This window comes from Catenulispora sp. GAS73, from assembly GCF_041262085.1.
In the GTDB taxonomy this organism is placed as follows: Bacteria; Actinomycetota; Actinomycetes; order Streptomycetales; family Catenulisporaceae; genus Catenulispora.
The window spans coordinates 1-13,036 of sequence record NZ_JBGCCM010000005.1 but is presented as its reverse complement, the minus strand read 5'-3'; the positions used below and the strand labels follow the sequence as shown (position 1 = coordinate 13,036).

At 69.7% G+C, this 13,036-nt stretch carries 12 protein-coding genes; 7 read left to right on the top strand and 5 right to left on the bottom strand.

Annotated features, from left to right (window positions below):
• Positions 1 to 13 precede the first annotated feature (13 nt).
• Positions 14 to 961 carry a LysR family transcriptional regulator gene (locus ABH935_RS08730; protein ID WP_370377295.1) on the top strand — a complete coding sequence of 316 codons (948 nt, stop codon included), beginning with the start codon at positions 14 to 16 and terminating at the stop codon, positions 959 to 961.
• On the opposite strand, the gene ABH935_RS08725 is transcribed toward ABH935_RS08730, so the two are convergent.
• On the bottom strand, positions 943 to 1,326 hold the full coding sequence (locus ABH935_RS08725; RefSeq protein ID WP_370377294.1) for a winged helix-turn-helix transcriptional regulator: 384 nt from the start codon (positions 1,324 to 1,326) through the stop codon (positions 943 to 945). The two genes, ABH935_RS08730 and ABH935_RS08725, sit on opposite strands and share 19 nt — an antisense overlap.
• Before the next feature lie 99 nt (positions 1,327 to 1,425).
• On the opposite strand from ABH935_RS08725, the gene ABH935_RS08720 reads away from it, so the two are divergent.
• From ABH935_RS08720 to ABH935_RS08710, 3 genes are all read left to right on the top strand, one after another.
• Complete coding sequence (locus ABH935_RS08720; protein WP_370377293.1) at positions 1,426 to 2,073, top strand: NAD(P)-dependent oxidoreductase; 648 nt, start codon at positions 1,426 to 1,428, stop codon at positions 2,071 to 2,073.
• A 35-nt stretch (positions 2,074 to 2,108) separates the two neighbouring features.
• The gene (locus ABH935_RS08715) at positions 2,109 to 3,335 is read left to right on the top strand and encodes a DUF3500 domain-containing protein (protein WP_370377292.1); all 1,227 of its coding nucleotides are present in this window, start codon (positions 2,109 to 2,111) and stop codon (positions 3,333 to 3,335) included.
• A 62-nt stretch (positions 3,336 to 3,397) separates the two neighbouring features.
• Positions 3,398 to 3,580 (top strand): hypothetical protein, encoded by a 183-nt coding sequence (locus tag ABH935_RS08710; protein ID WP_370377291.1) that lies wholly within the window; start codon positions 3,398 to 3,400, stop codon positions 3,578 to 3,580.
• Here ABH935_RS08710 and ABH935_RS08705 read toward each other — a convergent pair.
• The 3 genes from ABH935_RS08705 to ABH935_RS08695 all read right to left on the bottom strand — a co-directional run bounded on the left by ABH935_RS08705 (position 3,567) and on the right by ABH935_RS08695 (position 7,092).
• On the bottom strand, positions 3,567 to 5,297 hold the full coding sequence (locus tag ABH935_RS08705; protein WP_370377290.1) for a serine/threonine protein kinase: 1,731 nt from the start codon (positions 5,295 to 5,297) through the stop codon (positions 3,567 to 3,569). The genes ABH935_RS08710 and ABH935_RS08705 overlap by 14 nt on opposite strands.
• A 73-nt stretch (positions 5,298 to 5,370) precedes the next feature.
• Positions 5,371 to 6,549, bottom strand: coding sequence for an MAB_1171c family putative transporter (locus ABH935_RS08700; RefSeq protein ID WP_370377289.1), 1,179 nt, complete (start codon positions 6,547 to 6,549; stop codon positions 5,371 to 5,373).
• A 3-nt stretch (positions 6,550 to 6,552) separates the two neighbouring features.
• Positions 6,553 to 7,092: a hypothetical protein gene (locus ABH935_RS08695; RefSeq protein WP_370377288.1), complete on the bottom strand. Its 540-nt coding sequence runs from the start codon at positions 7,090 to 7,092 to the stop codon at positions 6,553 to 6,555.
• 225 nt (positions 7,093 to 7,317) lie between these two features.
• On the opposite strand from ABH935_RS08695, the gene ABH935_RS08690 reads away from it, so the two are divergent.
• From ABH935_RS08690 to ABH935_RS08680, 3 genes are all read left to right on the top strand, one after another.
• Positions 7,318 to 9,531 (top strand): RICIN domain-containing protein, encoded by a 2,214-nt coding sequence (locus ABH935_RS08690; protein ID WP_370377287.1) that lies wholly within the window; start codon positions 7,318 to 7,320, stop codon positions 9,529 to 9,531.
• A gap of 269 nt (positions 9,532 to 9,800) precedes the next feature.
• Positions 9,801 to 10,991 carry a histidine kinase gene (locus ABH935_RS08685; RefSeq protein ID WP_370377286.1) on the top strand — a complete coding sequence of 397 codons (1,191 nt, stop codon included), beginning with the start codon at positions 9,801 to 9,803 and terminating at the stop codon, positions 10,989 to 10,991.
• A gap of 89 nt (positions 10,992 to 11,080) precedes the next feature.
• The gene (locus tag ABH935_RS08680) at positions 11,081 to 11,725 is read left to right on the top strand and encodes a response regulator (RefSeq protein ID WP_370377610.1); all 645 of its coding nucleotides are present in this window, start codon (positions 11,081 to 11,083) and stop codon (positions 11,723 to 11,725) included.
• A gap of 26 nt (positions 11,726 to 11,751) precedes the next feature.
• On the opposite strand, the gene ABH935_RS08675 is transcribed toward ABH935_RS08680, so the two are convergent.
• Positions 11,752 to 12,687, bottom strand: coding sequence for a hypothetical protein (locus ABH935_RS08675; RefSeq protein WP_370377285.1), 936 nt, complete (start codon positions 12,685 to 12,687; stop codon positions 11,752 to 11,754).
• Positions 12,688 to 13,036: the final 349 nt, after the last annotated feature.

The window sequence follows — 13,036 nt, the reverse complement described above, 5'->3', positions numbered from 1 at the left end:
CGAGGGGAGGACGATGGAACTCAGGCAACTCAAGGTGTTCGTCGCTGTGGCCGACGAATCCAGCTTCACCCGCGCGGCCGCCCGGCTGAACATGGTGCAGTCGGCGGTCTCGGTCGCGGTGCGCAACCTGGAGAAGCAGCTCGGCGTGCGGTTGTTGGAACGCACGACGCACCACGTGGACCTCACCCAGGCCGGACGGCTGTTCCTGCCCGAGGCCCGGCGCACGCTGGCGGCCGCGCAGGAGGCCCGGCACCTTGTCGAGCAGCTGCACGACGGGCTGCGCGGCGAGATCCGGCTGGGCCTGGTCCAGGCGCCGAAGCAGATGGTCGTCCACCCGGCGCACCTCGTCGCGCGCTTCCGGGCCGCCTTTCCCGGCGTCACGGTGTCTGTGCGATCCGGCGGCAGCGTTCAGCATGCCGAGGATCTGCGCAGGGGCCGCCTCGACATCGCGTTCGTCACCCTGTCGTCGGAGGCGACGTCCGGGCTCGACCTGTACGTCCTGAGGTCGGAGGCGTTGCAGTTGCTGTGCTCCGCGGACCACCCCCTCGCCGGTCGCGACCAGGTGCGGCTGGCGGAGCTCGTCGACGAGCCGTTCGTCGAGACGCCGACCACCTGGGGCAACCGCCTGGCGAGCGACGCCGCCTTCGCCCGCCTCGGCCTGAGCCGGCGCGTCGAGTACGAGATCGGCGACGTGTCGGGTTTCATCTCCTTCGTCCAACAAGGTCTCGGCATCGCTCTGGCGCCGATGTCGTTCATCGGCCACGACGAAGGGCTCCGCGCCGTGCCCCTGGGCCCCGACGCCCCCAGCTTGTCGGTCTCCCTCGCCGTCCCCGCGGACCAGACCGTGAGCACGCCGACCAAAGCCTTGCTCCAGGCCGCCCGCGAGATGCACGAAGCGGCGAAGAACGAAGCTGCGAAGAGCGAACCGGCGAAGCCCGGAAGTCAGTCCGCCGAGTCGTAAGCCTCCTGCGACGCCGTCACGTAGTCGAAATGCGTTACCGCCCAATCCTGCAGTGCGCGCAGCGGCTCGCGCAGGGCACGGCCGGCCTCGGTGAGGGAGTACTCGACGGGGGCCGGGTTTCCGGGGTGGACGGTGCGCAGCACGATTCCGTCCCGTTCGAGCCCGCGCAGCGTCTGGGTGAGCATCTTCTGCGAGATGCCGAAGATGCGCCGGCGCAGCTCCGCGAAGCGGACGCCGTCGTCCCAGAGGGCGCCCACGATGAGCACCGTCCAGCGGTCGCCGACGCGGTCCAGGATGTGTCGGGTCGGGCAGTCCGCGTGATACGGGCTGCCGCGGAGCACCGACTCCGTCAGGGTGGTTACCACGAAGTGCCTTCTTCCCAATCGAGAGCTGCCTTTCATACGGTAAGCGCAGCGCGTCGTCGACGTCATCCGGCGCGTGGATCCCCTTGGAAAGGCACTCTCATGGCTCGCATCATCGTCATCGGCGGAACCGGTTACGCAGGTTCCGCAATCGTCGCCCAGGCCGCCGGGCGCGGCCACGAGGTCAGGGCGCTGAGCCGGTCGCTCCCCGACGCCCCGACCCCGAACGTCACCTACGTCCAGGGCGACGTCCTCGACGAGGCGACGCTGTCGCCGGTGATCGAGGGCGCGGACGTCGTCGTGGCCGCACTCGCTCCGCGCGGTCCGCTGGCCGGCGCCTTCCGCGACGTCAACGGCGCCATCGCACGTCTGGCCGACGCCGCGGGCGCGCAGCTGTTCGTGGTCGGCGGCTACTCCTCGCTGCGCCCCGCGCCCGGGGCGGACCGCTTCGTCAGCGACCTCAGCGACATCCCCGCCGCACTCCACGACGAGATCCGCGCCGGGGCGGCGCTCATCATCGAGGACCTTCCGGCCACGCCCCCGACGCTCGACTGGGTCTTCGTGAGCCCGGCGTTGAGGTTCGGCGCGCACGCGCCCGGCGAACGGCTCGACCGGTACCGGCTCGGCGACGACGTCGCGGTCCAGCCCGAGGACGGCGGCGCGATCTCCGCCGCCGACTACGCGCTGGGCTTCGTCGATCTCATCGACAAGGGCGAGCACCACCGGACCCAGGTCAACCTCGGCCACTGATCGGCTACTGAACGGCTACTTGAACGGCTACTGACATGAGCGACCACATCCACCGTGGATACCGGCCACGGAACCTCGACCTGCCGATCCTCGACGGGACCCTGCACGCGGACCTGCTGCCGCCGGCCGTCGCCCGGGAGGTCTCGACGGCGCTGCGCAACCACCGCGACCCGTACGTCGGCGTCACCACCGACGGCACTCCGATCGACGGCCTCTACCGCCTCGAAGACACCGGACTATCCCAACTATCCCATCGGAAGGTTCTTGACGCCGCGTCCGCATACCTGGAAACCCTGGAGCAGCACCAACTCCTCAGCGCCCGCCTGCCGATGGACTCGCCGGAATGGCGGCTGTGGACCAATGCTTTCCCGGTCTGGACCCACCAAGGCCTGCGCCTGGACCGCGTCGAGGCCCGGCAGCGGGACGCCGTGCTGGCGCTCGTCGAGGCCAGCCTCAGCCCTGACGGCTACGCGGCGGTGCGCAACGCGATGAAACTCAACGGCGCGCTCGGCGATCTCGTCCAGCGCTATCGCGACTCCCTCGGCGAGTACACGTACCACTTCACGCTCTTCGGCGAGCCCTCGGCCGACGAGCCCTGGGGCTGGCAGCTGGCCGGTCATCACGTCGACGTGCACTGTGTCTTCGTCGGATCCCACCTCGTGCTCGCCCCGGTCTTCCTGGGCGCCGAACCGACCCGCGCGGGAGCCCAGGGACCCTTCGCGGGAGTGAGCGCCTTCGAGCGGGAAACGGACGGCGGTCTGGCGATGCGCCGCTCGCTCACCGGGGCCCAGGAGGAGCGGTTCCTGCTGGGCGATTCGCTGCGGACCGCCGATCTGCCGCCGGAACTCGCCGGGCCCAACGGCCGGCACGTCTCCGGCGCCGGCCAGGACAACCTCGTCCTGCCGCCCGAGGGGATCACCGGGAAGGAGCTGACTCGCGACCAGCGACACCTCCTGCTCGAACTCGCGGACGTCTACATCAACCGGCTGCCCGACGGCCACGCCGAGCACAAGCGCAGCCGGTTCCTGGACCACCTGGACGACACGAGGTTCGCCTGGCGCGGCGGCCACAGCGACACCAGCGCGTTCTACTACCGCGTCCACTCGCCGGTGTTGCTGATCGAGTACGACAACCACTCGGGCATCTTCCTGGACAACGACGAGGCCGAGCGGTTCCACGTGCACACCATCACGCGGGAGCCCAACGGCAACGACTACGGGAAGAACCTGCTCGCGCAGCACTACGCGCGCTTCCACGGCTGAGCCGGGTGGCGGTCCGCGGCGGTCCGCCCTGGGCCGCCTTCCTGCCTCGCTGTGCTGCACGCGTGCAAGATGTGCGCCGCCCTCCAGCGCGCCACGCGAGCCCCGCCCCGATCCTGTTCCGCCTGGAGCGCGGGGTCGGCCACGGGGCCCGCGGTGTCGGCGCGGCGGTCGAGCTCTTCGCCGACGTGATGGTGTTCCGCGCCGAGAACATCGCCGACGAGCCGAGCGGACTCACCCGCCGCTGACCACCTGCCCGAACGAGTTCACGCAGTACATCGGGCTCGGGTACATCGCCGACTGGCCGTACTGGTTGACCGTGGCGAGCTGCAGGCATGTCGTGCTCCCCGCCGGGATCTGGTAGGAGTAGCCGGTCCCGCCGACCGGCACCGTCTGGTCGGTCGCGGGCGTCCCGTTGATCGTGTAGTGCAGGCTGTAGCTCGTCGCGTCCGAATGCGCCTTCCACGACACGTCCACCGTGGCCATGCCGACCCAGTTCGGGATCAGTACGCTGATATCGCCCGCGACCATCGGTCCGGGCGGGTTGTGCGCGGGCGGCGGGGGCGTCTGCGAATGCGGCGGAGTCGTCGGATGCGTTGTGGGCGTGGTGGGATGCGTCGACGGGTGCGACACCGGCTTGCCGGCCGTCGTGGTCGACGGCTGATTCGTCACCTGCCCGCCGCCGTTCGGGCCGCCGCCGGGCACCGTGACCGTGATCTGCGCCGAGCTGCTCTGAGCCGCGGCTGTGGTGACGCCGGCGGGCTTGGGCGGCGTGACCGACCCGTTCGGGGTCGGAGACGGCTTGCCGCCCGACAGCGCCTGCCCGCCGGCGCTGCTGGAGCTGTCGGAGCTGGGCGACCCGAGCGCAGGCGGGAACGCCCCGCCGTTCTGGCCGCTGGACATCGTACTGCCGGCCCGGAGCGTGTCCGCCGTCGGATTCCCCTTGCCGCCGCTGCCCTCGACGATGGCGACGCCGGCCAGGATGACCACCGCGGCCGCGGCGCCGGAGATCACCGCGACGCGCTTGCCGCCACGCCTGGGCGCCAGGGCCACGGTCGGCAAGTCGGCCGAATCCCCGGCCGTGAGCGGCAGTCCCACACCGAGCGGCGGCTCCTGCCATCTGACTCCGGCGAGCGGCTGCCACGCGACCTCGCCCAACACGTCGATGATCTGCTGCGGAGTCGGACGATCCTCGGAGTCCTTGGCCAGGCAGCCCTTGATCAGCCGACGCAGAACGTCGTCACCGACGGCGACACCTTCCAGATCCGGATCGTTGTTGACCACGCGGTGCAGGATCGCCAGCGGTGCGCCGTCGCCGAAGGCGAGCCGGCCGGTGGCGGCGAACACCAGCAGCGAGCCCAGAGCGAACACGTCGGAGGCGGCTTCCACCGAGCGTCCGTCGGCTTGCTCAGGGGACATATACGCAGGGGTCCCGAGAGTCTGGCCGGTGTTGGTCAGCAGAGAGGCATCCAGTGCGCGCGCCACGCCGAAGTCGATGACCTTCGGTCCGTCCGGGCCGAGCAGCACGTTTGCCGGCTTGAGATCGCGGTGCACGACCTCTGCGGCGTGAATGACCAGCAGCGCCTCGGCGATGGCCACTGCGAGGGCACGAAGGCGCGCGTCGTCGAATCCGCCGCCTTGCTCGATCGCATCCTGCAACGTCGGGCCCGGTACGTATTCAGTCGCCAGCCACGGACGTTCACCATCGGCTTGCGCAGTGAAGATCTCGGCGATCCGCGGCGAGTGGACTCGCCCGGCGACCTCCAACTCCCGCGAGAAACGCTTGCGGAACGCCGGGATCTCGGCCAGATCCGAGCGCACCACCTTCACCGCGGCCTGCCGTCCGTCGGCGTCGGTCCCCAGGAACACCCGCCCCATCGCGCCCGACCCGAGCTGCGTGAGCAGCAGGTAGGGTCCCATCCGATCGGTCGACGCGGGCCCCACGCTGTGTACGTTGCCGTTCATAATCACGCTCTGCCTCCCCCTGTACGGCGTCCTTGCCATTATGGGGCGCCCGACGAAGTCTAGGGCTCGGGTTTCAGGACCCGTCCTCGCCGGAATATGCCAAAGTCGCCGGAGCCGCCGAGGCGTGCCGGGAGTCTTTCCCCATGTGCCTGAAGGCGTTCGCGACCTCAGCCAACCATGCCGCCTCCGCCGCGACTGTCTTCGCGGCCTCAGTGTGACGGACCGGCTCGCCCGACGTGCGCAGACGCCCGTCGCGGTGGTTCGCCAACGCCGCCGCGAGGGACGCGGCCTCGATGTGCGCTTCATCGCCCGCGGCCTCGGCCACTTGTTCCGGAGCGTAAGGGCGCAGCGCGAGGCGGGCATCATGGATCTCGATGACCCGCCGATAGAGCGCGAAGTCGAGCGATCGGCCGCCGAACAGCACCCGATGACGGTCGTCGAGCGCGATCTCCGGCAGTTCGTCACGCACGGCCTCCCACAGCGGCGTGAGCCGCCGGTAGACCAGGTAGGTGTGGACCCGCTCGCGGACGACGGCGTAGGCGGTGTGCCACTTCGCGACGAGCGTCGCGGCCACGATGAAGGCCGCGCACAGCGCGCCGAGCGCGTTCGAGACCAGGTCTTCGCTGCCGTCCTGCACGCCGGTGCGCAGCACGTGGACGATGTCGTCGAAGGTCCACGCCGTCCACACCATGCCCACGGCCAGCGCGACCAGCGACAGGCGTATCCCGGTCCGCACCGGCCCGGGCCCCGCGCGCCGTGCCTCGCGCCAGAAGGCGGCCGTCGCGATGGCCAGGGTCCATCCGGTGTACCCGGCGAAGACCAGATCGTCGCCGGCCAGCAGCCACCGCCCTGATCCGTGGGTGACCAGCGAATCGTCCGGGCCGCTGATGACGGGCCGCGCCGCGACGAAGCAGCCGATGCAGGCGACCTGCGCCACGACGGCGGCGACGACCGGCAGCCCGCGCACCGGACGCCGGGCGACCACGTACGCCATGAACATCAGCACACTGACGGCCGCGATGCGCACGCTGTCGCCGAGCAGGATCTCCGCGACGCGGCTCAAACCCACGTCCGCGAGCAGTCGCGGCGTCGCGGGGGCGAGGATCGCCATGGCCAGCCCCAGACACATCATCAGGCAGTAGCCGTAGTGCTGCACCTGATACGGTGGCGCGCCGTGGCGGTCGGTGCGCAGGCGGTACGCCGAGAACGTCAGCAGAGCCGCGGCGGCCAGGTACGCGGCGAGGTCCGACACCGGTCAGTCCTTGAAGACCGCGAACAGCGTGTCCAGGCTGGAGGGCCGGTCGGCCCCGCGCGCTCGGTGCCGCTCGCGGCGTTCGACGCGTTGCAGGATCAGCGAGGCGACGAGTTCGGCCTCGCGTTCGTCGGGCTCGCTGTAGACGGTCCGGCCGAGCACGCTGCGCACGAGTTCGGCCGGCAGGTGCGGCATCAGCGTCCGCGCGGCGGCGGCCATCGCGTCGCCGTCGGCCGCGCGCTCCGTGTGCCCGCACAGGATGTGCGCGGCTTCGTGCAGCAGGATGTGCTGGCGGTGGACGCCGCCGGTGTCCGCGCAGTAGATGATCCAGTCGGCGTTGCGGGTGGTGACGACGAGCCCGCAGGGCGCGTCCGGACGGGAGGCGACCGGCAGCAGGCCGATCGGTCGCCCGCGGTCCCGGGCCAGCACGCCGATGAACGTCTCGGCGTCGAACGGCTCGGGCAGGTCGAGCTGGTCGACCATGCTCTGGCACCGGTCCCACAACCGGTCAGCGCTGCGGTCATGGCCGCGGCCGTTGGACATCGACCCACCCCCGCGCCGATCATAGCGACCCGATCGAGGCCCCGGCCGATGCGCGCTGAGGTCGGACAGCACGGCCCTTCGCCGGAAAACCGCCGGGCCTGCCCTCTTGACGTCTATCGGTCGAATCCGTTTACTCCACTCGTAGAACTCTGATTCATTCTGTTAACTTGCTTGCCTTCCTGTTTGATTTCCGGTCCCGTAACACCGTCCATCAGGGAGCACGTCATGCACACCGCCTCATTGGCACGTCCCGGCCCGCGCCGCCTCCTCGCCCTCTTCGTGGCGGCGCTGCTGGCCCTCTTCTGCGTCGACGGCCGAGAGCCGAAGGCTTACGCGCAGAGCAACGGCGCGGCGATCACGCCGTTGATGGGCTGGAGCAGTTGGTCATTCCTGCGCAACGCCCCGACCGAAGCGAAGATGAAGGCCCAGGCGCAGGGGATGGCGAACTCGGGTCTGGTCGCCGCGGGTTACAAGTACGTCAACCTCGACGACTTCTGGTATCTCGACCCGGCCAACACGGTCGACGCCAATGGTCGGTGGGTCACCGACAGCAGCAAGTTCCCGGACGGGATGGCGAATCTGGGTTCGTACATCCACTCGCTCGGGGAGAAGTTCGGGATGTACCTGACGCCCGGGATTCCGGTCGCGGCCTACAACCAGAACACGCCGATCGCCGGGACTTCGTTCCACGCGCGGGACATCGTCTCCAACACCAGCAGCTATGAGACGAACTACAACTTCGGCAGTGGTCGGATGTACTACATCGACTACGCGAAGAACCCCACTGCGGCGCAGGCGTTCCTGAACTCGTGGGCGAACCAGCTTGCCGGCTATGGCATCGACTACCTGAAGATCGACGGTGTCAGCCCGAACGACGGGGATCCGCAGGGGGTTGCTGACGTCCAGCACTGGGCCCAGGCGCTTAATCAGATAGGTCGCACCATTCACCTGGAGCTGTCCAACTCGTTGACGACTGCGAATGCCGCGTCGTGGCAGCAGTACTCCAACGGGTGGCGCATTGATGGCGACATTGAGTGCTACTGCGGGTCGAACTCTTCGTTCCCGTTGACCGACTGGAACAACGTCAGCGGTCGGTTCAATGATGTGCAGCCGTGGATCGGGGTCGGCGGGACTGGCGGGTGGAACGACCTGGACTCGATCGAGGTCGGGAACGGTTCGAATGACGGCTTGACCCTCGATGAGCGTAAGACGCAGCTGACGCTGTGGGCGATTGAGAACTCGAACCTGACGCTTGGGGTTGACCTGACGAATCTGGACTCGACGGATGTCGGGTTGCTGACCAACGCTGAGGTGCTGGCGGTTGACCAGGCCGGGCATCCGGCGCGTGCGGTGGATCGTACGACGCAGCAGCAGGCTTGGTACGCGGCGAACGGTGACGGCAGCTACACGGTCGCGCTGTTCAATCTGGCCGGCTCGGCTGCCACTGCGTCTGTGAACTGGAAGGACATCGGGTTCACCGGTTCGTCGGCGACGGTGCATGATGACTGGTCGCACAGCGACCTCGGCAGCTTCGGCACCGGCTACAGCGTTTCGTTGCCCGCTCATGGCGCGACCTTGCTGAAGGTGACGCCGACCGGGTCGGTCGGCTACACGGCGATGTCGTACAACATCGTCAACGCCAACAGTGGTCTGAACCTGGCGACGTCGGGCTCTTCGGTCGTGCAGCAGAGTGCTGATAATGCGCTGGACCAGGAGTGGCAGCTGGTGCCGGTCGGCGATGGTAGCTACAAGGTCCTGAACCGCACCAGTCACCAGCAGCTGGCCGTCCCATCTGGCAGCCAAGGAGCACAGCTGATCCAGGCGTCCGACGACCATGCCACCGACACGCAATGGCGCCTCGTCCCCACCGGTAGCGGCTCCTACACCCTGAAGTCCTCCTCCGACGGTTTGTTCGCCGACGTCTCCGGCGCCTCGACGAGTTCCGGCGCGCCGGTGATCCAGTGGCCGTCCAACAGCGGCGCGAACCAGAAGTGGACGCTGGTGCCGGTGCCCGACGCGAACGTCGGCTACCGCGTCGAGAACGTGCTGACCGGCGGCCGGCTGGACGTGAACAACGACTCCACCGCCGACGGCGCGACCCTGCTGCAGTGGACTGACAACGGCCAGGCCGACCAGAAGTGGACGTTCGTGCGGCAGAGCAGCGGCGCGTACACGATCGTCAACGCCAACAGCGGCAAGCTGGTCAACATCCCCGGACCGACCACCACTTCGGCGACGCAGCTGATCCAGTTCGCCGACGACGGCAACAGCAACTCCCGCTGGACGCTCGTCGACGCCGGCCCGGGCGCCATCGGCCTGAAGAGCGTCTACGACGCACAGATGATTGACGTCTCCGGCGGCAACACCAATGCGGGTACGGCTGTGATTCAGTACCCGTCCAACGGTGGGCTGAACCAGGAGTGGACGCTGGTGCCGTGAGGTGATCGGCGGCCCTGACCGGCCCCAGCCCCGGCCCCGGCTCAGCTTTGGGGCCTGGGGCCGGGGCTGGTTCCGACTCCGGCTCCGGCTCGGCTCCGGCTCCGACCCGGCTCTGATTCAGCCAGCCTCACCCCGGTCCGGCTCCGGCTCCGGTCCGGCTCTGGTTCCGACTCGGCTCCGAGGCAGGAACCGGGATCGGGCCCGGCGCCGGTCCGCCGCCGACCCCCGCGAAGCGCACCTCCCCGGCCGCTCCGAATTATCCTTGGCGCATGGCCGTCCCCTCCCTGAGCTCGTCCGTGCCGGCGGCGGGGCGGTGGAGGCCTACCTCCGGGGTCGTCGTGCGGGTCGGGCGGCGGACGCTCGTGGAATCGCTCTACCTGCTCACCGCGCCGTTCAGTGCGGTCTTCGGGCTCTATGCGGCGGTTCGTGGCGTGCGCGGGCGACGGTCGGGGGCGTGGCTGAGTCTGGGGCATGCGGTCATGGCGCTGCCCGTCGTGTTCGTGACCTCGGCGCTGACGGCGTTCTGGTGGTTCATCGCGCTGGCGACGCTGAGCTTCCCGGTCCGCGTCCGGAACACACCCGCCACGCTGCGGCCGATGACGCTGTACGCGGGCAGCGGGAAGTCGCACATCTGGCTGAGCCTGGGGCTCACCACGCCGGGCGGCCGGCTCGCCTTCGCGCTCACGGTCGGCGTGGTCACCCTGCTCACGCTGCCGGTGCTCACGCGGGTGTGCGTGGCGGTGCAGATCGGGCTCGGCGAGGCGCTGCTGTCCGACGTGTCGGCGCTGCACCGGCGGATCCGCGGGCTGGAGCGCGAGCGCGACACCGCGCGGGCGCAGGCCGTGGCGGCGGTGACGGCGGAGGCGGAGGCGCTGCGGCGGTTGGAGCGCGACATCCATGACGGGCCGCAGCAGCGGCTGGTGCGGCTGGCCCTGGAGCTCGGGCGCGCGCAGCACCACCTGGACCGCAAGCCGGACCTCGCGCGGCAGGCCCTCGGCGACGCGCTGGTGCAGGCGCAGGAGACGCTCGACGAGTTGCGAGCCCTCTCCCGTGGCATCGCCCCGCCGATCCTCGCCGACCGCGGGCTGCGCGAGGCGCTTGCGGCGATGGTGGCGTCCAGCGTCGTCCCGGCCGAGTTCGACACGGACGTCGCCGCCGGGTCGGCGCGGCCTCGGTTGGACGCGGCCGTCGAGACGGCGGCGTACTTCGTGGTCGCTGAGGCGTTGACGAACGTGGCGAAGCACAGCGGGGCGACGTCCTGCGTCGTCGGGATGCGGCATGAGGAGGGGAGCCGGGTGCGAGTGTGGGTGACCGATGACGGCGTCGGCGGCGCGGCATTCGCCAAGGGGCACGGGCTGCGCGGGCTCGGCGACCGGGTCGGTGCGGTGGGCGGGCGGTTGGACGTCGTCAGTCCTGCCGGTGGTCCGACGACGATCAGTGCGGAGCTGCCATGTCGGTGACTGCGGCGGGCTCCGTGGCGCCGACGGGCTCGGTGACTCAGATGGGCTCCGTGACTCGCCCTTATGACGCCGGCCCGGCCCGGCGCCCCCTGCGCATCGTGGTCGCCGACGACGCGGTCCTGCTGCGCGAGTGCCTGGTCCGGCTGCTCGCCGAGGACGGACACGACGTGGTCGCCGCGGTCGGCGACGGCCCGTCGGCGGTCCAGGCCGTGCTGGCGCATCGGCCGGACGTGTCGATCGTCGACGTGCGCATGCCGCCGACACACACCGACGAAGGCCTGCGCGCCGCGATCGCCGCGCGGGAGCAGCTGCCCGGCACGCCGATCCTGGTGCTGAGCCAGTACGTCGAGGTCTCCTACGTCGCCGACCTGCTCGCCGACGCCTCCGGCGGGGTCGGCTACCTGCTCAAGGACCGGGTCGCGAAGGTCGAGGAGTTCCTCGACGCCCTCGATCGCGTCGCGGGCGGGACCACGGTGCTCGACCCGCAGGTCGTCGCGCGGCTGCTGGCCGCCCGGCAACGGCGCGACCCGCTCGCGGCGCTGACGTCGCGCGAGCGGGAGCTGCTGGGGCTGATGGCCGAGGGGTATTCGAACTCGGCCATCGCCAAGCGGGTCTCGCTGTCGGGGAGCGCGGTGGAGAAGCACATCGGGAACGTGTTCGTGAAGCTCGGACTGCCGCCCGACGAGACGCAGCATCGTCGGGTGCGAGCCGTGCTGGCGTATCTCAGGGCGTGAACAGCCTCTGGTTGCGGCGATGGCCTCTACCAGCCGCCCTGGAACAGCGCCAGGAGGGCCGGCGCCGGGTCCGCGGTGGTGCTGGTGTTCGCCACGCATACGAGGAGCGTCGCGAGTCCTGTGACGGCTAGCAGGGTGCCGAGGATGGCGTGGAGACGGCGCGTGCGGCGGTTGTCGGGCGAGTTGGACGAGTCGGAGGAGTCGGAGGAGTCGGAGGAGCCGGTCTTGCCGATGGCGCGGAACCGCTTCCAGGTCATCACACTCATCGCGAGTATGACGAGCAGCACGATCGTGGTCAGGACGGCGATCACGGCGTGATAGGCGCCGAAGTCGTCGACCATCCGCGCGACGATCGGCGGGTGGTGTGCGCCTGCCCCGGCGCGCGAGTAGCCGGTGAGGTCGGTCCTGATTTGCGCGAGCGCCGTGGAGAGCCCGGCGTCGGACGTGTGGAAGGGCAGTAGCGTGATCGCTGAGGACAGGGGAGCGATCGAGCCTTGGATGTTGGCTATCAGTAGCAGGACGCTTCCCACTGTGAGCAGTGCGGCGAGTAGCCAGGCGGATGTGAGGGCGATCCGGGTGGCCGTTCTTTGGGCACCGGCTCCCAGCAGGGCGCGCCAGAGGCGGACGGTGAGCATGATGGCCACGAGTAGCAGCAGTGCGGCGGAGGTCGCTTTGACTACGTGGTACTGGCGCCAGTAGTTGACGACCCTTGACATGTCTGGGGTGAAGGTTCGCGAGCCGGAGTTCCAGTAGTCGACGAAGGCGGTCTTCGCGGCGTTGTCGAGGGTGTCGCGGTGGGAGAGGCTGACGCCGGACGTGCTTGATGCCAGCGGTCCCGGCGCTAGGACGAAGGCGGCGGCGAAGACTGCGACGAGTGCGCAGAGGGCGGCGATGGCGCGGGCTGGGAGCGTTGAGCTGCGTGCGGTTGGTGGGATGGGGGCGAAGGCGGTTGTGTGTGGCATGACGTTTACGATCGCGGGTGCGTGGGGGGGGGGGGGGGGGGGGTCACTGCGGGTGGCCATTGAGGTGGGGTGTGGGTGGCCATACTTGGCGGGGTGGGGGCGGGGTGCCTTTTGGTGTCGGCGGGCTGCCCGGTGCGCGGTTGGTCTGGGGTTTGTAGGCGATTTTTAGGCGCCCCTGCTTGATGTGTGGGTGTGGGTGTGGGTGGCCGGGGTGTGGTGGGTGCGGTTTGTTGGTGGGTTTTAGGAGCTTTTTAGGCGCCTCTGACTTATGTGTGGGTGGTTCGGCCGGGTAATGGGGGTCGGTGGCCGCCGTGGGCGAGGAGTGCGAGGGCGATGAGGGCTTCGGGGT

Bases quoted from the DNA above. Each gene is read 5' to 3' on its own strand.
- ABH935_RS08675 (WP_370377285.1), bottom strand. From the start codon at position 12,687: ATGCCACACACAACCGCCTTCGCCCCCATCCCACCAACCGCACGCAGC.
- ABH935_RS08705 (WP_370377290.1), bottom strand. From the start codon at position 5,297: ATGAACGGCAACGTACACAGCGTGGGGCCCGCGTCGACCGATCGGATG.
- ABH935_RS08715 (WP_370377292.1), top strand. From the start codon at position 2,109: ATGAGCGACCACATCCACCGTGGATACCGGCCACGGAACCTCGACCTG.
- ABH935_RS08690 (WP_370377287.1), top strand. From the start codon at position 7,318: ATGCACACCGCCTCATTGGCACGTCCCGGCCCGCGCCGCCTCCTCGCC.
- ABH935_RS08695 (WP_370377288.1), bottom strand. From the start codon at position 7,092: ATGTCCAACGGCCGCGGCCATGACCGCAGCGCTGACCGGTTGTGGGAC.
- ABH935_RS08685 (WP_370377286.1), top strand. From the start codon at position 9,801: ATGGCCGTCCCCTCCCTGAGCTCGTCCGTGCCGGCGGCGGGGCGGTGG.
- ABH935_RS08730 (WP_370377295.1), top strand. From the start codon at position 14: ATGGAACTCAGGCAACTCAAGGTGTTCGTCGCTGTGGCCGACGAATCC.
- ABH935_RS08720 (WP_370377293.1), top strand. From the start codon at position 1,426: ATGGCTCGCATCATCGTCATCGGCGGAACCGGTTACGCAGGTTCCGCA.